Source organism: Micromonospora sp. MP36 (assembly GCF_008119785.1).
In the GTDB taxonomy this organism is placed as follows: domain Bacteria; phylum Actinomycetota; class Actinomycetes; order Mycobacteriales; family Micromonosporaceae; genus Micromonospora.
Window position 1 is genome coordinate 62,995 of record NZ_VSFA01000025.1, and the last position, 21,095, is coordinate 84,089.

The window sequence follows — 21,095 nt, forward strand, 5'->3', positions numbered from 1 at the left end:
GTCGGTGGAGATCGGTAGGGTCGGGGCGTGGAAGCGTTTGTGCCGCTGGCGGAGCGGATCGTCGAGGCGTTGTTGGAGAGCCGGCCCGGGCTGGCCACGTCGGCCGGGGACCACCGCTACGACGACCGCCTGCCCGACCTCTCCGCCGACGCCCGCGCCGCCGACCAGGCGATGCTCCGGGACGCGGCCGACGCGCTCTCGGAGCTGGACCCGGACTCGCTGGACGTCGAGGAGCGGGTGGACCACGCGTTGCTGAGCAGCCTGGTCGACCGGGAGCTGTTCGAGGCGGCGGAGATCCGCGCGGACGAGTGGGACCCGCTGCGGCACAACCCGGGCCCGCTGCTGCACGCCCTGCTGGCCCGCCCGTTCGCGCCGGCCGAGGAGCGGCTGACCTCCCTGGCCGGGCGGCTGGCGGCCGTGCCCGACGCGTTGGCGACCGCGCGAGCGACGCTGCGCGACATGCCGCGGATCCACGCCGAGACGGCGGTTGGGCAGTTCACCGGCACGGCGGCGCTGATCCGCGACGAGCTGCCCGGGCTGCTGGCCGAGGCGCCGGCGATGTACGCCCGGGTGGAGCCGGCCGCCACCGCGGCGATCGCCGCGCTGGAGGAGTTCGTGGCCTGGCTGCGGATGGGCCTCGCCGCCGATTCCGGGCCGGGGCGCGACCCTCGACTGGGCCGGCGGCGCTGGGAGGCCCGGCTCTGGCACACCCTCGACACGGAGCTGAGCGCCGCCGAGGTCCAGCGCCGCGCCTGGGACAACCTGGACCGGGTCACCGCGGAGATCCGCGAGGCGGCCGTCGAGCTGGTCGGCGGCCCGGCCGACGACGAGACCGTACGCCGGGCGCTGGACCTGCTCGCCGCCGAGCACCCCGACGACGCCACCATCGTGGACCTGGCCTCGGTCACGCTGGACGAGGCGACCGACTTCGTCCGCGCGCACGACCTGGTCACTCTGTTGGACGACCCGTGCGTGATCCAGGAGATGCCGGAGTTCGCCCGGGGCGTGGCGGTGGCCTACTGCGACTCGCCGGGCCCGCTGGAGACGGCGGACGTGCCGACCTTCTACTGCATCGCGCCGACCCCGGCGGACTGGCCGGCGCAGCGGGTCGAGTCGTTCTACCGCGAATACAACGACCACATGATCCGCAACCTGACCGTGCACGAGGCGATGCCCGGGCACTTCCTCCAGCTCGCCCACGCCCGCCGGTACGCCGGACCGACCCGGGTCCGGCCGCTCACCGAGTCGGGGGTGTTCGTCGAGGGCTGGGCCGTCTACACCGAGGAGCTGATGGTCGGCCTCGGGTTCGGCGGGCTGCCGGTCCGCCTCCAGCAGCTCAAGATGCAGCTCCGGATGACCATCAACGCGCTGCTCGACCAGCTCGTGCACTGCGAGGAGCTGCCCGAGGCGGAGGCGATGGCGCTGATGACCGGGCGCGGCTTCCAGGAGGAGGGCGAGGCGGCCGGCAAGTGGCGGCGGGCGCTGCTCACCTCCGCCCAGCTCTCCACCTACTTCGTCGGCTACAGCGAGCTGGCCGACATCGCCCGCGCCCGGCCCGCAGGGGTGTCGGTCCGCGAGTGGCACGACGCGATGCTCGCGCACGACTGCCCGCCCCCGCGCCACCTGCGTACCCTGCTGGGGATCTGACCGGACGGTTGCGTCGGTGCAGCCGGGCGGGCGGCGACCGCCGTCTGACCGGGCGGCCGCGTCCCGGTTCAGCCTCGCGGGCGGGCGGCGACCGCGTTGATCAGCCAGCGCGAGAGGGAGTACGCGGGCGGCAGCTCCGCCGGCAGCGCGTCCACCGGGAACCAGCGGGCCTCGGTGAGTTCCTTCGCGTCGACCACCGGCTCGGCGGCCGGGTCGGTCACCGGGGCGGTGAAGCCGGCGAGCAGGGTGCCCGGCCCGGACATGGCCCAGGGCTGGCTGTCGACGTAGGCGGGCCGCCCGATGGCCAGCCCGACCTCCTCGCCGACCTCCCGGTGCGCGGCCGCCTCCAGCGACTCGCCGGCCTCCACGAAGCCGGCCACCAGCGCCCACAGCTCCGTCGGCCCGTACGCGTGCCGTACCAGCAGCAGCTCGTCGGGCCCGCCGGCCCGGCCGAGGCGGGTGATCGCCACCAGCACGGCGACCGAGAGCGGCACGAACACGGTCAGGTCGCAGCCGGGGCAGCGGCGGGCGGTCTCGCCCGGCACGTCGGCCAGTTCCGTCCGGCACGCCCCACACCACCGGTGCGTACGCCGCCAGGTGACCACCGCGAGGGCCCGCCCGGCCAAGGCGGCCAGCGGTTCCGGCAGCTCGGCGGCGATGCCCCGCCAGCCGCGCCAGCGCCCGGGCAGCGCCTCGGCGTCGGCCGCCTCGGCCGCCCAGGCCGGCACGCCGTCCAGCGTGCCCACCGGCACCCAGACGAGGCCGGCGGGCAGGTCACCGATCCGGGAGAGGTGCCCGTCCGGGCCGGTCAGCAGCTTCCGTCCGGCCACCGGCAACGCCAGGTCGCCGGACGCCGGGGGCCGGCCCGGGTCGGCGCCCGGGACGAATCCACCCCCGCCCGCCCGAGCCCGGCGGGTCAGGGCGCCGGGGGCAGGCGCGTCGCTCCCGGCCGGCGCGCCGGTCCCGGCCGGGGATCCGGGCGCGGCAGCGGCTTCCTCGGGCCGCCCGGTCACGAGGTCTCGGGGCGGCGGCGGTCCACCACGCTCGCCCCGGCCGGCACGTCGAAGCTGGCCGCCTCGACGGCGTCGGTGTAGCGGGTCAGCGTGATCTCCGCCGGCTTGCCATCGAGGGTGCCGGTGAAGCTGCCGAGCACCCCCTCGTTGGTGACGCAGGCGGTGAAGTGCTCACCGGCGCGGGTGACGTCGACGCAGGTGGCGTGGCGGCCGGCCAGGGTGGTGTCGGTCTGCTCGATGGTCGCCGCCTGGTCGAGGGCCGCGTCGGTCAGCAGCCGGATCACCGCCGGCGGGGTGACCAGGCCGTGCTGGCGGGCGTCGGCGTAGACGATCACCGACGGCTTGCCGGCGGTCAGCACGGGCGGCGACACCTCGCAGGAGGTACGCCCGCCGGTGGTCGCGCAGCGGGTCACCGCCTGCTGGGTAACCGTGATCTTGCCGTCCGGCCAGGTGTACGACGAGCGGAGCGGCTTCACGGTCTGGGCGATCGAGGCGACGCGGCCACCCGGGAGCTGGTAGTCGGCCGCCCAGGTCTGTTCCAGTGCCCGGTCCATCCGGGCGGTGAGGTCGTTGACCAGGTCGGCCCGCCCGAGCGCGACCCCGGCGTCGTCGAGGGTCTGACAGCCGGTGACCGAGAGCGACGCGATGACCGAGGCGGCGAGCACGCGGAGAGTCGTCGAGGCGGCGGGCATGCCGCACAGCCTTGTCGATCGGGGCAACCTCTCGCAAACTCGTTGCCGGTTGACGCCCGGGAATTCGGGAATGTCCGTCGTGGCGGCATCGGGCGAGTCGTCACCGAGCGTCGCGGCGCGCCGGGCCGCGAGGTGGGTCCCGGCGTCGCCCGATACGCTGCGTTCAACACCTGCCTCAGCCGCACCGTCGCGGCCCATACCGGACCGGAACACACAAACGAGGAGCGACTCAGTGGCAACCATCGAGGGAATCGTCGCCCGGGAGATCCTGGACTCGCGGGGCAACCCGACGGTCGAGGTCGAGGTCGGGCTCGACGACGGCACGATCGCCCGCGCCGCGGTGCCGTCCGGCGCCTCCACCGGCGCCTTCGAGGCGATCGAGCTGCGCGACGGTGACAAGGACCGCTACCAGGGCAAGGGTGTCGAGAAGGCGGTCGCCAACATCGAGGACAAGATCGTCGACGAGCTGATCGGGTACGAGGCCAGCGAGCAGCGGCTGATCGACCAGAAGATGCTCGACCTCGACGGCACCGACAACAAGGCCGAGCTGGGCGCCAACGCGATCCTCGGCGTCTCCCTGGCCGTGGCGAAGGCCGCCGCGGGCAGCGCCGAGCTGAGCCTCTTCCGCTACCTGGGCGGCCCGAACGCGCACCTGCTGCCGGTGCCGATGATGAACATCCTCAACGGTGGCGCGCACGCCGACTCCAACGTCGACATCCAGGAGTTCATGATCGCGCCGATCGGCGCGCCCACCTTCCGGGACGCGCTGCGCTCCGGTGCCGAGGTCTACCACGCGCTGAAGTCGGTGCTGAAGAAGAAGGACCTGTCGACCGGCCTCGGCGACGAGGGCGGCTTCGCCCCGAACCTGCCGACCAACGCCGCCGCGCTGGACCTGATCGCCGAGGCGGTGGAGAAGGCCGGCTACCGGCTGGGCACCGACATCGTCTTCGCCCTCGACGTTGCCGCCACCGAGTTCTTCGAGAACGGCACCTACACCTTCGAGGGCGCCACCAAGACCGCCGAGGAGATGAGCAACTACTACACCAAGCTCGTCGGCGACTACCCGATCGTGTCCATCGAGGACCCGCTGTCGGAGGACGACTGGAGCGGCTGGGCCACGCTGACCGCGGCGCTCGGCGAGCGCATCCAGATCGTCGGTGACGACCTCTTCGTCACCAACCCGCAGCGCATCGCCCGGGGCATCACCGAGAAGGCCGCCAACGCGGTGCTGGTGAAGGTCAACCAGATCGGCTCGCTCACCGAGACCCTGGACGCGGTCGACCTGGCCCACCGGGCCGGCTTCACGTGCATGATGAGCCACCGCTCCGGCGAGACCGAGGACACCACCATCGCCGACCTGGCGGTCGCCACCGGCTGCGGCCAGATCAAGACCGGCGCCCCGGCCCGGTCCGACCGGGTCGCCAAGTACAACCAGCTCCTGCGGATCGAGGAGGAGCTGGCCGACGCGGCGCGGTACGCCGGCGCCGGCGCGTTCCCGCGCTACCGTTCGGCCTGAGCGGAGAGCTCCGGGGGAGGGGTGTGACGATGCAGCAGCGCCGCACACCGGGTGGTCAGCGTCCCGCCCGTCGGCCGGGCCAGGCCGGCCGGCCGGGCGGTGCCCGGATCCGGCCGTCCGTCCGCGAGGGCGGGGTGCGCGCCGAGCCGCGTACCGCCGGCCGGTCGTCCGCCGCTGCCCGCGGCACCGACGGCGTACGCTCCGCGAGCCGTCCCGCGGCGGCGCGGCGTACCGCCGCCGGTGGCACGGTCAAGCGGCTCACCGCACCCCAACCCCGGCGCTTCACCGGGCGCGCCACCGTGCTCTTCGCGGTGCTGATCGCGCTCGCCCTGGCGTACACCTATCCGGTCCGGGTCTACCTGGACCAGCAGGCGGACATCCAGCGGATGGAGGCCTCCCAGGCCGACCAGCGCAAGCGGATCGAGGAGCTCACCGCCGAGGCGGCCAAGTGGCAGGACCCGGCGTACATCGAGACGCAGGCCCGGGAACGCTTCTTCATGGGGCGGCCGGGGGAGACGCTGCTGGTGGTGCTCTCCGACCCGGAGGGGGCCGCCCGGGACGCCGGCAAGGGTGCGAAGCCGGGGCCGCCGAAGCCACCGGATCCCTGGTACGACACGCTGTGGTCCAGCGTGCAGGCGGCCAACGCCGAGCGCCCGGAAAAGTAGGCACCACCCGAGCAGGAGACAGGCATCCGTGAGCGCGAGGAGTGAGCCGGTTCTGCGAGCCCCGCAGTCGCGAACGAAAGGCGTCACCGTGAGCGTCGTACCACCGCAGGATCCGGCGGCGGATTCCGTACCCCCTCCGGAGCGGCAACCGGCCACCGAGGCCGACCTGGCCGCGGTGGCCGCGCAGCTCGGACGCCCGCCCCGCGGCACCCGGGCAGTGGCCCACCGCTGCCCGTGCGGCCTGCCCGACGTGGTGGAGACGACGCCCCGGCTGGCCGACGGCACCCCCTTCCCGACGCTGTTCTACCTGACCTGTCCGCGGGCGACGGCCGCGTGCAGCCGGCTGGAGTCGGCCGGGCTGATGAAGGAGATGGCCGAGCGGCTGGCCGCCGACCCGGAGCTGGCCGCCCGCTACCGGGCCGCGCACGAGGACTACCTGGCCCGCCGGGAGGCGATCGGCCAGGTGCCGGAGATCGCCGGCATCTCGGCCGGCGGCATGCCCGGGCGGGTGAAATGCCTGCACGTCCACCTCGGGCACGCGCTCGCCGCCGGGCCGGGGGTCAACCCGTTCGGCGACGAGACCCTCGCCTTGGTGGAGAAGTGGTGGGCGGCCGGCCCGTGCGTGGACGTCCCGGCGGCGGAGTGAGATGAGCGCCGCCGACGAGATCGTGGTCCGCCGGGCCCGCACCGCCGACGTACGCGGCATCCGGCGGCTGGTCGACACCTACACCGACGACCGGCGGCTGCTCAGCAAGGCCACCGTCACCCTCTACGAGGACGTGCCGGAGTTCCGGGTGGCGGTCACCCCGGACGGCACGGTGGTCGGCTGCGGCGCCCTGCACGTGATGTGGGAGGACCTGGCCGAGATTCGCACGGTGGCGGTCGACCCGGCCTGCCGGGGACGCAAGATCGGGCACCGGATCGTCGGCGAGCTGATCGACGCGGCCCGGGAGGTCGGGGTGGCCCGGATCTTCGTGCTGACCTTCGAGACCCGGTTCTTCGGCTCGTTCGGCTTCACGGAGATCGACGGTGCCCCGGTGCCGCAGCCCGTCTACGAGCAGCTGCTCCGCTCGTATGACGAGGGCGTGGCCGAGTTCCTCGACCTGGAACGGGTCAAGCCGAACACCCTCGGCAACACCCGCATGCTGCTGCGTCTCTGAGCCGTCCGCCGGCGGCGCGGTTGGCGGCGAGTCGGCCTGTTCCGGTGCGTCGACACCCTGACCTGCCGCACATCGAGTCGATCATTACGGCGCGGCGGGTCGGGCTGCCGTAGGGTGGCTGCCGTGACGACGCGCGTGGCTGCCATCGACTGCGGGACCAACTCGATCCGACTGCTGGTCGCCGACCTGCCCGACCCGGCGGCCGGCCCGCAGGCGCCGCTGGTGGACCTGTGCCGCCGGATGGAGATCGTCCGGCTGGGTCAGGGCGTCGACCGGACCGGCCGGCTCGCCCCCGAGGCGATCGAGCGGACCCGGGTGGCGCTCGCCGACTACGCCGCCGAGATCGAGAAGTTCGGCGCGGAGCGGGTCCGGATGTGCGCCACCTCGGCGTCCCGGGACGCCAGCAACGCCGCGGAGTTCCGGGCGATGGTCGAGCAGACCCTCGGTGTGCCGCCCGAGGTGGTCACCGGCGACGAGGAGGCCCGCCTCTCCTTCGCCGGCGCGGTGCGCGGGCTGCCCGCCGACGCCCAGCCGCCGTACCTGGTGGTCGACATCGGTGGCGGCTCGACCGAGTTCGTGGTCGGCACCCGTGAGGGCGGGGTGACGTCGGCCGTCTCGATGGACATCGGCTGCGTCCGGATGACCGAGCGGCACCTGCACGGCAACCCGCCGAGCCTCGACGAGATCGCCGCCGCGCAGGCCGACATCGCGGTGGCGGTGGACCGCGCACTGGAGGTGGTGCCGGGGCGCGAGGCCGCCACGCTGGTCGGGCTCGCCGGGTCGGTCACCACCGTGGTCGCCATCGCCCAGGGGCTCCAGGAGTACGACCCGGAGCGCATCCACCATGCCCGGGTGTCGTACGACCAGGTCGCTGAGGTCACCGCCGACCTGCTGGCGAAGAGCAGCGAGCAGCGGCTGGCGATTCCGGTTATGCACCCCGGCCGCGCCGACGTGATCGGCGCGGGCGCCCTGGTGCTCCGGGTCATCATGGAGCGCGCCGGGATGCCGTCGGTTGTCGCCAGCGAGCACGACATCCTCGACGGCATCGCCTGGAGCCTGGCGGCGGCCTGAGAGTAAGTGGTTGCCCCTGGCTTGCATCTGTCAGCCATGCTCCGTCGCATCGCACAGACGCAGGCCGGCGCAGTGAGCCGTCAACGGCTCACCGCGACGTCTGGCGCGGCCAACCCGACGACCGCCCGAGCCTGTCCCCGGCACCGCCCGACAGCGAACCGGCCCAGTCCGAGCGACCGGCCCAGTCCGAGCTGGTGTCATCCGAGCGACCCGCCCCGTCCGAACCGCCGGCCCGAACCAGCTCCGGCTCGGGCTTCCTGCTCGGCGTGCTCAATCCGAGACCGTCCACACCCAGGGGGCGGTCCTGTTGCGTCGTGGACGAGATGATTTCGTCCGGCTGCAGCGCTGCGGGAGCGTCGGCCGCAGGCTGCGGCCACCGCTGCCACCGGCGGACGCTCACGACCGCGACGAGCAACAGCGAGCCCACCACCAGTGCCGTCCCGGTCCGGAGGGGGACGGCCAGGTCGACCTCGCGGCCGGCCAAGGTCAGCTTGTGGTCGAGCAGGCTCATCATCGCGGTCGGGCTGACCAGCAGGCCCAGGTAACTGGCCGAGTAGAACAACCCGGCCAGTGTCGCGCCCAGCGGGGAGATCCGAAGCGTGGCGATGAGCCCGAGCAGGATCCCGGCCGCCGCCAGTACCAGCGCGGGCCGGACGAGGTCACCGCTGTCCAGTGCGCCGCCGTTCTGTGCATCTGCGAACGCCTGCGCCGACCGGTCCTGGCCAAGGGCGAAGAGGACCCACGCCAGCGGACCGACGATGGCTGCGGCGATCACGGTTCCGATGTGTCGCATCGGGGCAAGCTATCGATCTTCCTCGTGAATCAGCCCGCACGTAAGCGAAACTTAAGTGCCAGCACAGAAAGGGATCCGGCTTGGCAGGCGGGCGGTCACGTTGCGGATTCCCTGAGTAATTCTCGCGGCCTAGCCTCGGCTGATGACCGTCAAGCGGATCAAGCCGAACATCAGCTCCGACGACCTCGACGGCAGCCGCCGCTTCTACCGGGACCCGACCGGCGCGGTCATCAACGTGACCCAGCACCACGAGTAGGGCCTCAGCCCCGCTTCCGAACTCGGTCTGCGAGCCTTGCCCCTCGGTGCCTTCCATCCAGGCCGGTGGTCATGGGTGCCGGGCAACGCCGGCGATCCGGACGATGAACTGGGACCAGTGGGCCGGGTCGAAAACGAGCACGGGACCGGAACGGTCCTTGCTGTCCCGCACCAGGACCATCCCGGGCAGGTTGTCAGCGACCTCCACGCACGAGGCCCCGCCGTTGCCACTCCGGCTGGACTTGCGCCACCGGGCGCCGATCAACTCCATGTCTTCGCCACCTCCTGGATCAGGTCCAGCGACTGCCGCCGGGAGAGGGCCTCCGACCGGACACTCTCCCACCTGCGGTGGAGGCTGGAAATCTCGTCTGAGCGGTCCAGCACCTGCGCGCGCAGCGGATTGTCCAGGTGCGCCACCCAGCCGCCGTCGGCGTACCCGGCAAGGATGAAGGGCCCGGCGATACCGGCGTGCACTCCCACATCCGCCGGGATGACGTGCAGATGGACCTGGGGGCGCGCGGCCAGTGTGAGCAAATGGCCGAGCTGATGCCGCATCAGATCGAACTGGTCGGTGACTGGCCGACGTAGAACGCTTTCGTCCATGACTGCGACGAGCTGCGGTGGCTGGGGCCGGTCAAGGATCTGTTGTCGCTGGAGGCGTCCTGCCACCCGGCGCTCCACCTCATCGTCTGGCACGAGGCCACCGTCCCGCAGGACCGCCCTCGCGTAGTCCTCGGTCTGGAGGAGACCGGGCAGGACGGACATCTCGAACCACCGCAGGGTGGCCGCCTCCTGCTCGACCGCCACCCAGGGCCGGAACCAGGCGGGCGCCGTCTCCAGGCTCACCAGCTCGAGGATCCGGCCGAGCAGGCCGCCCGTCTCCAGCACCTCGTCCGCCCTGCGGATGAAGTCGAGTGACGGAGTGCGCCGGGCGATCTCCACCATCCCGACGAGCGAACTGGAGTAGTTGATCCGCCGCGCCAACTCCTCCTGGCTCAGCCCCTGCTCGGTGCGGAGCTGGCGAAGCTCGCCGGCCAGCAGGTCCAGCGCGGACGCACCCGTTCTGGTCATCACACCTCGTTCACGGGTTCTCACGGCGACCAGCGGCCAGTTCACCGGTTGACGGTGGCGGTCGGACGACTTCCCACCGTAGGCAACCGGTCAGCACGATGTGAACCTCGATGGTCCCCACACCGCTCTCACAGATGACGAGGAGTGATGGCATGGAGATGCGGCAGCCGCACCCGAGCTGGTGCACGCCCGAAGGAGACTGCACCAACACCCGGATGCATCAGTCCCCATGGCGCTCGGTGACCCCGCGAGGCGACGAGGTATTTCAGGTTCGCGTCGGCCTCTGGCGAATGGATCTCGGGTCGACCAGTGCTGACGGGGTGGCGCTGGAACTCTCCATCGGCGAGGAGGTCGAGTGGTGGCCGATCGGCTTCGCGCAGGCTCGTGCGCTGGTGGGCGTACTCGAGGAACTGCTGCGGGTCGCGGACGGTGAGGTGACCGAGGACCGTCAGGCGCGGGCGAGGGCGAGGCGGGTGCCGAAGCCGAGCAGGGCCACCCCGGTCAGCCCGTCCAACCAGCGGCGCACCCGTCGCCGGGACAGCAGCTCGCGGGCCCGGTTCAGCGCCGCGACCAGCACCAGCAGGTACGCCAGGCTGAGCACCGCGTGGCTGAGCGCGAAGGCGAGCAGCGCGCCCAGGGACGCCGAGCCGCCGACGAACTGCGGCAGCACGGCCAGGTAGAAGGCCAGCACCTTGGGGTTGGTGATGTTGGACAGGAAGCCCTGCCGGAAGCCGGTGAGCGCCTGTCCGGGCGCGGTGACGGCGTCGCCAGCCAGCGGTGCGTAGTCGCCGCGCCAGGCCGAGCGGCACGCCTGCACTCCCAGGTACGCCAGGTACGCCACCCCGGCCCAGCGGATCGTCTCGAACAGCGGCTGCGAGCGCACGATGAGCGCGCCGAGGCCGGCGGCGGCGGTCACCCCCTGTACCGCGTTCGAGGCGGTCACGCCGAGCGCGCTCCACCTGCCGCGCTGGCGGCCGGTGGCCAGGGTGTTGCGGGTGACCACGGCGAAGTCCGGCCCCGGGATGAGGATCAGCACCGTGGCGAAGACCAGGAACGAGGCGTAGCTGCTCCACGACATGGCTCCAACCTATGACACGGCGGAGAACTACTGTTTTCTTGACGGTACTGTGCAATCCACAGTACCGTGCAACGCGTGGATACGACGCAGCTCCTCAAGGGCGTGCTCGACCTGGCCGTTCTCGCCGTGCTCAAGGACGAGGACGGTTACGGTTACGACATCCTCCGCCGGCTGCGCGAGGCCGGCCTGGAAGAGGTCGGCGACGCCTCCGTCTACGGCACCCTGCGCCGGCTCTTCGCCGCCGGCCTGCTGACCGCGTACGTGGTGCCGAGCGAGTCCGGCCCGCACCGCAAGTACTACGCCCTCAACGCCGCCGGTCGGGACCAGCTCGTCCGCTCCGGCAAGACCTGGCGCTCCTTCGCCACCACCATGGACGCACTGCTCGACGATCGGGGGATGGCGGCATGACCGTCACTGGGCAGGAGATCGCGGACTACGTCGACCGGGTGCGGGCCGCCCTGGCCGACCTGCCGCCCGCCGTCCGCGACGAGTTGACCGAAGATCTGCCGGAACACCTCGCCGAGGTCGCCGCGGAGACCGACGGCACGCTGGTCGACCGGCTCGGCACGCCGGAGGCGTACGCGGCCGAGCTGCGGACCGCCGCCGGCGCCGACGGGGGCGGGCAGCCTTCCCCTGGCCGCCGATTCGCCGCCACCCGGGCCCGGATCGCCGCCGCGCTGCGCGGCCTCGACACCCGGCTGGGCCCGCTCCTCGGGTACGCCACGGCGAGCGCGTTCCTCCGGCCGCTGCGCCCGGCGTGGTGGCTGGTCCGCGGCTGGCTGGCCGCGCTGCTGGTCTCCGCCGCGCTCGGCGAGCCGTCCGGGCTGCTGCCCCGGCTCAGCGGCAGCGTGCTGGCCGGCCTGTTCCTGCTTGCTGGCACGCTCCTCGCCTCGGTCTGGCTGGGCCGCCACTCCGTCGACCTCCGGGGCTGGCCGCGGCGGTTGCTGCGCCTCGGCACGGCCGCCCTGCTGCTCTTCGCCCTCGCCGCGCTGGTCAACGTCGACCAGCACGCCAGCTCGGACGAGTTCGCCCCCTACCAGGGGGTCTCGGTCGGCAACCCGTACGACTCGATCGAGGACGTCTTCGTCTACGACGAGGAGGGACGCCTGGTGCACAACGCCAGGCTCTTCGACCAGAACGGCGTGCCGATCCGGCTCGGCTACCCCACCTGCGCCGACAGCAGCCAGTACCCGCCGCGCAACGTCTACCCGTACTGCCCGGACCGGGCCCCCTTCGCGCCCCGGCCGTCCGCCCCGACCCCGGTGCCGCCGCAGCCGACCGCAGCCCCGGCGTCGCCCGCGCCGAGCGCGAGCCCCACGCCGTCCACGGAGCCGACGGTCACGCCGACCGTGAGTTCGCCGCCCGGCGCGCCGGAACCGTCCGACCCGGGGCCGACCCCGACCCGTTGATTCCTCGCCACGGGGCGTCCGTCGACCGACGGGCGCCCCGTGGTGTGTCCATGATGGACCGATTGGCCGGGGAGGGGCGACGGGGCGCGGTCCCGGTCGCTACGGTGTCGCATGCTCGTCGACTCCCGCGAAAGGACCCCCGTGCCAGAGCAGGCCACCCCCTCCTCCACCCGGCCGGCCACCGACGGGGCGCCGCCGCCGGAACCTGTCGCCGCACCGTCCCGCCTCGGTGCCGTGCTGGGCGTGGTCGTGCTGCTGCTGGGCGTCGCCACCGCCCTGCTGGTCGGCCTGCTGATCAAGGTGGGTCCGGGTGGCGACCTGCGCGACGTCCTCGGCGGCGAGGACGGCACCGCCGAGGCGAGAATCGGTGACTGCGTGGCCGAGTTGCCCACCGTCGCCGGTGTCGAGGCGAAGGCGGCCGACGACGCGCGGGTGGTCCGCTGCGACTCGCCCGCCGCGGCGTACGCGGTGACCGGCCGGGTGCAGGACCCGGCAGCGGCCCGGAGCCGCTCGGCGGCCGGCTGCGAGCCCTACTTCCGGCCGGGCGACGACGGGTACGTCCTATACCGTGTCGGCGACGACGGCGACGGCTACCTGCTCTGTCTCGTCCACAGGGCGAACGGGAGGTGAAGGCCACTCTGCCCGTGTCTTCCCCGGGCCGCCGAGGGCGTGGCACGCTACCCGCACGTAACACCCACTGGGCGACCAGCCAACGATGACTGACCGCTAGGAGGATGAGCCAATGGGCGAGATGGTGAGCTTCACCGGCAACGGGGGGACGAGCGAGGGGTATCTCGCGATACCCTCCGGCGGTGCGGCCAGCCCGGCGGTCATCGTCATCCAGGACTGGTGGGGTCTGGTGCCCCACGTGCGGGCGGTGGTGGACCGCTTCGCCGAGGCCGGCTTCGTCGCCCTCGCGCCGGACTTCCGCCACGGCGGCCCGGCCAGCAAGCCGAGTGAGCCCCGGCAGATGTTGAACAGCACGCAGATGGACGAGGCGGCCAGTGACATCGCGGCTGCCGCCGAATACCTCTCCGGCCGCCCCGAGGTCGCCGGCCGGATCGGCTGCGCCGGGTTCTGCGCCGGGGCCAGCCTGGCCCTCTGGTCGGGCACGTTCTCCGAGCGGATCGTTGCCACCGCCGGCTTCTACCCCCGCCTGCCCTGGGAGGGCATGGGCACCGACTGGGCCGACTACGCGGGCAAGGCCGCGCTCATCCACTGCTCCGAGGCGGACGGCACCTCGGCCGCGGACGGGGTGCAGAGCGTACGCCGGGCCGTCGAGGCCGCCGGTGGCGACTGCCAGACCTACGACTACCCGGGCACCTCGCACGCGTTCTTCAACGAGGACCGGCCGGAGCACTTCGACCAGCGCGCCGCCGCCACCGCCTGGGCCCGTACCCTCGAACTCTTCCGGGCCAGGCTTGGCTGAGCCGCGTACCCCCGCCGAGGTGGTCGCCCGCGCCGCGCGGGCGACCGATCTGGCCGACCTCGACGCCGAGGTCAGCAACTGTTTCGCCTGTCCCCGGCTGGTCGCCTGGCGGGAGGAGGTCGCCCGGACGAAGCGGGCCGCCTTCCGCGACCAGGAATACTGGGGCCGCCCGGTGCCCGGCTTCGGCGCGCCCGACGCGCGGATCGGCATCCTCGGCCTGGCGCCGGCCGCACACGGCGGCAACCGCACCGGCCGGATCTTCACCGGCGACCGCTCCGGTGACGTGCTGTTCGCCGCGCTGTACCGCGCCGGGCTGGCCAACCAGCCGACCAGCGTCGCCGTCGACGACGGCCTGGCCCTGCGCGACACCCGCATCTTCGCCGCGGTCCGCTGCGCGCCGCCGGACAACAAGCCCACCCCGACCGAACGCGACACCTGCGCGCCCTGGCTGCACCGGGAGGTCGCGCTGATCCGGCCCACGCTGCGCGTCGTGGTCGCGCTGGGCGCGTTCGCCTGGGCCGCGTGGTGGCCGGTCCTGCGCGACGTGTACGGACAGCGCCCGCCCACTCCGCGCCCGACCTTCGGTCATGGGGCACACTGGTCCGGCAGGTCCGTACCGGCGCTGCTCGGCTGCTACCACGTCAGCCAGCAGAACACCTTCACCGGGCGGCTGACACCAGCGATGTTGGACGACGTGTTCGCCCGGGCGAAGCGGTTGGCCGGGGTGGACGACTGAGGATTGCATAGGGCGGTGGGATGGACCTCGGCGTGCTGCGCAGGTGGTGGCCGATCGTCGCGGTGACCCTGCTGCTCGCCGTCGCCGCGCTCGCCACCGGGCACTCCGCGATCGGCGCCAGCCGGATCCCGCCCGCCGCGGACAACATCCCCTACGTGCCGGACTATCCCACCGCCGAGCCCGCGCCCTCGATCCCGGTCGAGCCCCGGGACGCGGGCCAGGCCAACTCTGTCCAGATTCCTCAGTGGATCATTATCGCCTTCCTCGTCGTGCTCGGAACGGCCGCGCTGGTCGTCGCCGGGTACGTCGTGTGGACGCTGGTCGGCGGGGCGCTGCGGCGGACCACCCGGGCCGTACCGATGCAACGGGTCCGGCGTACCGCCGACGGCACCGCCCGGGAGGTGGTGGCCGCCCTGGACGCCGGCCTGGTGGAGCTGGACGACCGGTCCACCGATCCGCGGACGGCGGTGATCGCCTGCTGGGTCCGGCTGGAGGAGGCCGCCGAGGAGGCCGGGGTGCCCCGGCTGGCCGGGGACACCCCCACCGACCTGGTCACCCGGCTGCTGCGCGGTGACCCGGCGGCCGGCGTCCCGGCGATCGCCAGCGCCGGTGTGCTGGATGGCTTCGCGCACGTCTACCGGGAGGCCCGGTACGCCACCCACACGGTCGACGAGCAGATGCGCGACCAGGCCCGGGCCGCGCTGCGCCGGCTGCGCGGCGAACTGACCACCGTGGCCGCCGCCGATCCCGGGGAGGCGGCGGCATGAGTGAGCGAAGCGAGCGAATCGGCCGGCTCAGGGTGGCGGCATGAGCACGAGTATCGATGACCTGCTGTCGTTCGACGAGGAGTCGGCCGGGGAGGCGCGGGACGCGCGTGGCGGGTGGCTGCGCGCGGCGCTGCGGATCCTCGCGGTCACCGCGGCGATCGTGGTGGTGATCGTGGTCGGCCTGCGCGCGGTCGGCCTCCAGGTGTCGCTCTGGATCATCGTGGCGGGGGTGCTCGCGGTGCTCGCGGTGCGCCGGGTCACCGCCGCGCTGTCACCCCCGCCGCCGCCCCGGGCCGGTGGCCGGGCCCCGGCCGGCGAGGAGCCGGGCACCTGGAACTGGGGCGCCCGGGACGCGCTGCGCGCCGCCATCAACGGCTGGGAACGCCCGCTGGACTGGAGCGGCGGCAACCGGGAACGGTTCACCGAGCGGATCCTTCCCCGGCTCGGCGAGCTCGCCGACGAGCGGCTGCGCCAGAAGCACGGCGTCACCCGCGAGTCCGACCCGGCCCGCGCCCGTAGCCTGCTGGGCGAGCCGCTGTGGACCTTCCTCGCTACGCCCTCCCGCCGTCCCCCGTCGCCGCGCGACCTCGCGGCGATCGTCGCCGAACTGGAGAAGCTCTGATGAACGACGTGGCGCGGGGGATGCCCCCCGCCGAGGTGGGCCGGCTGGCCCAGGAGGTGCTGGACGCGGTCGGCACGGTCGTGGTCGGCAAGCGGGAGGCGCTGGAGCTGGTCCTCGCCGGCATCCTGGCCGGCGGCCACGTGCTGCTGGAGGACCTGCCCGGCCTGGGCAAGACGCTGACCGCGCGCTCGTTCGCGCAGGCCCTCGGGCTGGATTTCCGCCGTCTCCAGTTCACCCCGGACCTGCTGCCCGCCGACGTCACCGGCTCCTTCCTCTACGACCAGCGCAGCGGCGACTTCTCGTTCCGGGCCGGACCGGTGTTCACCAACCTGCTCCTCGCCGACGAGATCAACCGGACCCCGCCGAAGACCCAGTCGGCGTTGCTGGAGGCGATGCAGGAGAAGCAGGTCTCCGTCGAGGGCGTCACCTACCGGCTGGACGAGCCGTTCCACGTGCTCGCCACCGCCAACCCGATCGAGTACGAGGGGACGTACCCGCTGCCCGAGGCGCAGCTCGACCGGTTCCTGCTCCGGGTGTCGTTCGGTTACCCCGACCACGAGGAGGAGTGGGACGTGCTGCGCCGGCGGATCGCCCGCCGCCGCGAGGAGGCCGAGATCAAGCCGGTGGTGGACGCCGGCACGCTGCTTGCCATGCAGGCGGCGCTGGAGGACGTGGTGGTCGAGGACTCCGTCGGCCGGTACATCGTGGCGCTGACCGCGGCCACCCGGGAGCATCCGTCGGCGCTGGTCGGCGCCTCGCCGCGCGGCTCGCTGGCGCTGCTGCTGCTGTCCCGGGTCCGGGCCGTGCTCGCCAACCGCGACTACGTGGTGCCGGAGGACGTCAAGGCGGTGGCGGTGCCCGCGCTGGCCCACCGGATCACCCTGCGCCCGGAGATGTGGCTGCGCCGGGTCGACCCGTCCTTCGTGGTCGGTGAGGTGCTGGAGTCCACGCCCGCCCCGGCCAGCGGCGCGCTGCCCAGCTACGCCGCCGGGCGCTGATGGCCGACCGCCAGGAGCCGGCGAGCTGGGCGCCCACGTGGGCGCTCGGCCGGGCCGTGCTGCTCACCGGGCTGCTGCTCGTCGCCGCCGTGCTGCTCGGCCGGATCGACCTGGTCGTGCTGGCCACCCCGTTCGCCCTGGGCACCGCGTACGGGCTGCGCCGCCGGCCCGGCATGCTGCCCGAGCTGGAGATCAACGCCGGGGACGCGCACCTGGTTGAGGGTTCCCCGATGGCCGCCACGGTCGCCGTCGCCAACCCGGACACCGTCTCGTACGACATGGCGGTGGTCCGTACCCGGATGTCCCACTGGCTGCGGGTCGAGCGGGTCGACTTCGGCGGCTCCGGGGTGGACGTGAGCCGCTCCGGCGGTGCCGACCGGCCGTTCCTCACCTCGGTGCCCCGCGGCACCGCGGTCGACCTGGCGCTGACCGGGACGGCGCTGCGCTGGGGGCGGCACCCGATCGGTCCGGCCGGGGTGCGGGTCGCGGTCGCCGACGGGCTGCTGGTCTCGCGGGCGGTCATCACCGATCCGGTGCGGACGCGGGTCTACCCGAGGACCGAGCCGTTCGAGGCGGTCGAGGCGATGCCCCGGGCCGCCGGGCTGGTCGGCGCGCACCACTCCCGGCGGCCGGGGGAGGGCGGTGAGCTGGCCGGCGTACGGGTCTTCGCCCCCGGGGACCGGCTGCGCCGGATCGACTGGCGGGTGTCGCTGCGGGCCCGCCAACTGCACGTGGCGGCCACGCTGTCCGACCGGGACGCCGAGGTGGTGGTGCTGCTCGACGTGCTCGCCGAGGCGGGTCGGTCCGGCGGCGTACGGGGCCCGGCGTCGGTGCTGGACACCACGGTCCGGGCCGCCGCCGCGATCGCCGAGCACTACCTGCACCGGGGCGACCGGGTGGCGCTGCTGGAGTACGGCCCGGCCGCCCGTCGGCTCCGGCCGGCCACCGGCCGTCGGCAGTACCTGACCGTGCTGGAATGGCTGCTCGACGTGCGGGCTGAGTCCTCCCCGCACGAGCCGTACGACCAGGTCTTCGGCCCGCAGTTGCTCTCCTCGGACGCGCTGGTGGTGGTGCTCACCCCGTTGCTGGACGAGCGCTCGGCCCAGATGTTGGCCCGGATGGCTCGGGGCGGGCGGTTCGTGGTCGCGGTGGACACCCTGCCGGCCGACCTGCCGGCGCCGAAGGACCGCGGCTGGGCCGAGGTCGCGTACCGGCTGTGGCGGCTGGACCGGGACACGATGATCGGTCAGCTCCGCGAGCACGGTGTGCCGGTGGTCCGCTGGGCCGGCGCCGGCAGCCTCGACCAGGTGCTGCGCGACGTGGCCCGCCTGGCCACCGCCCCGCGGGTGGGAGTGCGATGACCGAGCTCGTGGAAGGACTGAACGAGCGGGTCCGCGCCCTTCGGTACGCGGTCCGCCGGATCAGCCTCACGCCGCTGCTGGTCCGCGCCGGTGTCTTCCTCAGCGTGCTGGTCGGCTTCCTGGTCGCGTACCCGGTGCAGGCCTTCACCCCACGGTCGGTGCTGGCCCTCACGGTGGTGGCGGTGCTGCCGGCGGTCGGGCCGCGCCGGATCTGGCCGACCTTCGCGGCGCTGGTCACGGTCGGTGGTTGGCTGCTCGCCACCCTCGGGTACGGGCGGCCGCTGGCGCTGTGGCGGCTGCTCGCCGTGGCGGCCCTGCTCTATCTGGCGCACACGCTCTGCGCGCTGGCCGCGCTGCTGCCGTCCAACGCGCTGGTCGACCCGGATCTGGTGCTGCGGTGGCTGGCCCGGGCAGGCGGGGTGGTGCTCGCGAGCGCGGTGCTCGGCATCGTGCTGGCCTGGCTCGGTGGGCTCGGTGGGGACCGTGGTTTCCAGGCGGCCACCGTGGCCGGGCTGCTCGTGGCGGTGGGTCTCGCCGCGCTGCTCAGCTTTCTCCTGCGTCGCAAATAACGGGACGTCGCGGGACGTTGTGCAGGTCACAGGGGTTGTGCTCCGTCACAACGGGGGGTCTCGAACGGGATTAGTCAAGCCGCCGGGGGAAAGATAGATGACGTGAACCCGAAGCGGATCCTTGTCGTGGGTGCCGGGCACGTGGGCCTGTACGCCGCTCTGCGCCTGTCCAAGAAGCTGAGCTCCCGTGAGGCCGAGGTCATCGTCGTCGACCCGCAGCCGCACATGACCTACCAGCCGTTCCTCCCGGAGGCCTCGGCGGGCAACATCTCGCCCCGGCACGCGGTGGTGCCGCTGCGGCGGGAGTTGCGGCGGTGCACGGTGGTGGCGGGTGCGGTCACCCGGATCGACCACGACCGGAAGACCGCGATCGTGCAGCCGATCAGCGGCCCGACCCGGGAGATCCAGTACGACCACGTGGTGGTCGCCCCCGGCTCGGTCTCCCGCACCCTGCCGATCCCCGGGCTGCACGAGCACGGCATCGGGTTTAAGACCATCGGCGAGGCCGTCTTCCTGCGCAACCACGTGCTGGACCGGCTCGACGTGGCGGCCGTCACGACCGACCCGGAGGTCCGCCGGCGCGCGCTCACCTTCGTCTTCGTCGGCGGCGGCTACGCCGGCATCGAGGCGCTGGCCGAGATGGAGGACATGGCCCGGGACGCGCTGCGCTACTACCCGGAGCTGAAGCCGGAGGACATGCGCTGGGTCCTGGTCGAGGCCACCCAGCGGGTGCTGCCGGAGGTCGACCGGGACATGGGCGCCTACACGGTGCAGCAGCTGCTGAAGCGGAACATGGACATCCGCCTGGACACCCGGCTCGAATCCTGTGTCGACGGGGTGGTCAAGCTCTCCGACGGCGACAGCTTCCCCGCCGACACGATCGTCTGGACGGCCGGCGTGAAGCCGTCGCCGATGCTGGACGCCACCAACTTCCCGCGCGACGAGCGCCGCCGGGTCACCTGCGTGCCCACCCTGCAGATCGTGGACGGCGACCGGGTGGTCGAGGGCGCGTGGAGCGCGGGTGACTGCGCCGCCGTACCGGACCTGACCAAGGAGCCGGGCAACTTCTGCTCGCCCAGCGCCCAGCACGCGGTCCGGCAGGCCGCCCGGATGGCCGACAACATCGCGAACGTGATCCGGGGCCGCGAGCCGGTCAACTACAAGCACAAGCACGCGGGCAGCGTGGCCAGCCTCGGCCTGCACAAGGGCGTGGCCCAGGTCTATGGCGTGAAGATGACCGGCTGGCCGGCCTGGTTCATGCACCGCACGTACCACATGTCGCGGATCCCGTCGTTCAACCGCAAGGTCCGGGTCGTGGTCGACTGGACGCTGGCGTTCTTCCTCAAGCGTGAGGTCGTCGCGCTGGGCCAGCTGCACGACCCGCGCGAGGAGTTCGCCGAGGCGTCCGCGCCGCTGGGCGCGCGCAGCTGAGTCTCGTCGCCAAAGGGCCCTTCCCGGGGACGGGAGGGGCCCTTTGCCGTACCTGGTTGCCGGCCTTTCGCTGCACCTTCGACTTCCGTCTGCGGGCGCGGTGTGGGATGTGGCCCGCCGTGCCCGGCTCCGGGCGGTCAGGCTTGATCCCTCTGCCGGTCACGGCGGGCCACATCCCCGTCGTGGGCATTCACCGCCCGGATGTCCGGGCTGCGTGGTTGGCCCGTTCGTGTACGTGTGGCACTTGCCCCCACGGCCACGGTGGGCGTCTGCGCGGAGCGCGGTGGCCGTCTGCTCGGAGCGCACCGTGGGGAAGGTGTGGTCTTCCCAGCGGCCCGAGGGTCCCTTCCGTGGAGTTTTGCCCTTTGCGTGCCAGCGAGGCGGCTCTGGCCGGGGCGTTGACCGGTCCGGTGGCCGGCCCGACGCAGCCCGGGCGGGGTGCCGCCGGGGCTTGATCGACCCCATATATGGGATGTGGCGGTGTCGGCGGCTGTCGGATACCGCCGTTTACGCGATGTGGAGTGGATCAGCGGAGGTTCGTGGTCGCCTGTCCGAGCGTTCTGGTCGATGATGTCCGGTTTGGGAGTGGCCGGCCGCATTCTGGGGCCGGAATGGCGGGCGGCTGGGGGTCGTTGAACCCGGGTGCACGGCCGAGGAAGGCCTAGGGAGCCGGGGCTGTCGGATCGGCCCCACGGAGATCTGGGGCGCCGGCACACGGTTCCGGAATGATGGCAGGCCGCCGGTCGTTGCACATGAACACCGCGATCGAGGCACCCCGGTGAGGTGGCCGGCCCGGAATGTTGGCGGGCCGT

The 21,095-nt window shown here is 73.1% G+C and carries 23 protein-coding genes; 17 read left to right on the forward strand and 6 right to left on the reverse strand.

All coding sequences use genetic code 11. The annotated features are described in order from the left end of the window. Positions 1–27: 27 nt before the first annotated feature. Positions 28–1,647 carry a DUF885 domain-containing protein gene (locus tag FXF52_RS18800; RefSeq protein ID WP_148798316.1) on the forward strand — a complete coding sequence of 540 codons (1,620 nt, stop codon included), beginning with the start codon at positions 28–30 and terminating at the stop codon, positions 1,645–1,647. A 68-nt stretch (positions 1,648–1,715) separates the two neighbouring features. Here FXF52_RS18800 and FXF52_RS18805 read toward each other — a convergent pair whose 3' ends face one another. Both FXF52_RS18805 and FXF52_RS18810 read right to left on the reverse strand, forming a co-directional pair. Then, a complete protein-coding gene (locus tag FXF52_RS18805; RefSeq protein WP_255472097.1) occupies positions 1,716–2,660 on the reverse strand; it encodes an NAD(+) diphosphatase in 945 nt (314 codons plus the stop codon). Beyond that, positions 2,657–3,352, reverse strand: coding sequence for a hypothetical protein (locus tag FXF52_RS18810; protein ID WP_148798318.1), 696 nt, complete (start codon positions 3,350–3,352; stop codon positions 2,657–2,659). The genes FXF52_RS18805 and FXF52_RS18810 overlap by 4 nt, the downstream gene beginning before the upstream one ends. 232 nt (positions 3,353–3,584) lie before the next feature. On the opposite strand from FXF52_RS18810, the gene eno reads away from it, so the two are divergent. From eno to FXF52_RS18835, 5 genes are all read left to right on the forward strand, one after another. Beyond that, the gene (eno, locus tag FXF52_RS18815) at positions 3,585–4,868 is read left to right on the forward strand and encodes a phosphopyruvate hydratase (RefSeq protein ID WP_148798320.1); all 1,284 of its coding nucleotides are present in this window, start codon (positions 3,585–3,587) and stop codon (positions 4,866–4,868) included. 29 nt (positions 4,869–4,897) lie between these two features. Continuing rightward, on the forward strand, positions 4,898–5,533 hold the full coding sequence (locus tag FXF52_RS18820; protein WP_148798322.1) for a septum formation initiator family protein: 636 nt from the start codon (positions 4,898–4,900) through the stop codon (positions 5,531–5,533). 88 nt (positions 5,534–5,621) lie between these two features. Further along, positions 5,622–6,179 (forward strand): DUF501 domain-containing protein, encoded by a 558-nt coding sequence (locus FXF52_RS18825; protein ID WP_148798324.1) that lies wholly within the window; start codon positions 5,622–5,624, stop codon positions 6,177–6,179. A gap of 1 nt (position 6,180) precedes the next feature. Beyond that, complete coding sequence (locus FXF52_RS18830) at positions 6,181–6,693, forward strand: amino-acid N-acetyltransferase (protein WP_148798326.1); 513 nt, start codon at positions 6,181–6,183, stop codon at positions 6,691–6,693. A gap of 135 nt (positions 6,694–6,828) precedes the next feature. Continuing rightward, on the forward strand, positions 6,829–7,764 hold the full coding sequence (locus tag FXF52_RS18835) for a Ppx/GppA phosphatase family protein (RefSeq protein ID WP_148798366.1): 936 nt from the start codon (positions 6,829–6,831) through the stop codon (positions 7,762–7,764). A gap of 88 nt (positions 7,765–7,852) precedes the next feature. Here the strand turns inward: FXF52_RS18835 and FXF52_RS18840 are convergent, their stop codons facing one another. The 4 genes from FXF52_RS18840 to FXF52_RS18855 all read right to left on the reverse strand — a co-directional run bounded on the left by FXF52_RS18840 (position 7,853) and on the right by FXF52_RS18855 (position 10,961). Continuing rightward, positions 7,853–8,557, reverse strand: a complete 705-nt coding sequence (locus FXF52_RS18840; RefSeq protein WP_148798328.1) for a hypothetical protein — start codon at positions 8,555–8,557, stop codon at positions 7,853–7,855. Positions 8,558–8,882: 325 nt separating this feature from the next. Beyond that, positions 8,883–9,083 (reverse strand): DUF397 domain-containing protein, encoded by a 201-nt coding sequence (locus FXF52_RS18845; RefSeq protein ID WP_148798330.1) that lies wholly within the window; start codon positions 9,081–9,083, stop codon positions 8,883–8,885. Beyond that, entirely contained in the window at positions 9,074–9,883 is an 810-nt protein-coding gene (locus tag FXF52_RS18850; RefSeq protein ID WP_148798332.1) for a helix-turn-helix transcriptional regulator, read from the reverse strand. Before FXF52_RS18850 ends, FXF52_RS18845 begins: the two co-directional genes overlap by 10 nt. A 448-nt stretch (positions 9,884–10,331) precedes the next feature. Beyond that, a complete protein-coding gene (locus FXF52_RS18855; protein WP_148798334.1) occupies positions 10,332–10,961 on the reverse strand; it encodes a LysE family translocator in 630 nt (209 codons plus the stop codon). A gap of 75 nt (positions 10,962–11,036) precedes the next feature. Between FXF52_RS18855 and FXF52_RS18860 the strand changes: the two genes are divergently transcribed. From FXF52_RS18860 to FXF52_RS18910, 11 genes are all read left to right on the forward strand, one after another. Next, positions 11,037–11,369 carry a PadR family transcriptional regulator gene (locus FXF52_RS18860; RefSeq protein ID WP_148798336.1) on the forward strand — a complete coding sequence of 111 codons (333 nt, stop codon included), beginning with the start codon at positions 11,037–11,039 and terminating at the stop codon, positions 11,367–11,369. Further along, a complete protein-coding gene (locus FXF52_RS18865; RefSeq protein ID WP_148798338.1) occupies positions 11,366–12,370 on the forward strand; it encodes a hypothetical protein in 1,005 nt (334 codons plus the stop codon). Before FXF52_RS18860 ends, FXF52_RS18865 begins: the two co-directional genes overlap by 4 nt. 141 nt (positions 12,371–12,511) lie before the next feature. Next, the gene (locus tag FXF52_RS18870; RefSeq protein WP_148798340.1) at positions 12,512–13,000 is read left to right on the forward strand and encodes a hypothetical protein; all 489 of its coding nucleotides are present in this window, start codon (positions 12,512–12,514) and stop codon (positions 12,998–13,000) included. A gap of 112 nt (positions 13,001–13,112) precedes the next feature. Beyond that, positions 13,113–13,799 (forward strand): dienelactone hydrolase family protein, encoded by a 687-nt coding sequence (locus FXF52_RS18875; RefSeq protein WP_148798342.1) that lies wholly within the window; start codon positions 13,113–13,115, stop codon positions 13,797–13,799. Between the two features lie 19 nt (positions 13,800–13,818). After that, positions 13,819–14,535, forward strand: coding sequence for a uracil-DNA glycosylase (locus tag FXF52_RS18880; RefSeq protein ID WP_148798368.1), 717 nt, complete (start codon positions 13,819–13,821; stop codon positions 14,533–14,535). Between the two features lie 20 nt (positions 14,536–14,555). Next, on the forward strand, positions 14,556–15,302 hold the full coding sequence (locus tag FXF52_RS18885; RefSeq protein ID WP_148798344.1) for a DUF4129 domain-containing protein: 747 nt from the start codon (positions 14,556–14,558) through the stop codon (positions 15,300–15,302). A gap of 40 nt (positions 15,303–15,342) precedes the next feature. Beyond that, entirely contained in the window at positions 15,343–15,924 is a 582-nt protein-coding gene (locus FXF52_RS18890; protein ID WP_148798346.1) for a hypothetical protein, read from the forward strand. Then, complete coding sequence (locus FXF52_RS18895) at positions 15,924–16,922, forward strand: MoxR family ATPase (RefSeq protein ID WP_148798348.1); 999 nt, start codon at positions 15,924–15,926, stop codon at positions 16,920–16,922. Before FXF52_RS18890 ends, FXF52_RS18895 begins: the two co-directional genes overlap by 1 nt. Then, positions 16,922–18,283 (forward strand): DUF58 domain-containing protein, encoded by a 1,362-nt coding sequence (locus FXF52_RS18900; protein WP_148798350.1) that lies wholly within the window; start codon positions 16,922–16,924, stop codon positions 18,281–18,283. The genes FXF52_RS18895 and FXF52_RS18900 overlap by 1 nt, the downstream gene beginning before the upstream one ends. Further along, on the forward strand, positions 18,280–18,852 hold the full coding sequence (locus FXF52_RS18905) for a hypothetical protein (protein ID WP_148798352.1): 573 nt from the start codon (positions 18,280–18,282) through the stop codon (positions 18,850–18,852). Before FXF52_RS18900 ends, FXF52_RS18905 begins: the two co-directional genes overlap by 4 nt. A gap of 102 nt (positions 18,853–18,954) precedes the next feature. Beyond that, entirely contained in the window at positions 18,955–20,283 is a 1,329-nt protein-coding gene (locus FXF52_RS18910) for an NAD(P)/FAD-dependent oxidoreductase (RefSeq protein ID WP_148798354.1), read from the forward strand. The last annotated feature ends 812 nt before the right edge of the window (positions 20,284–21,095 follow it).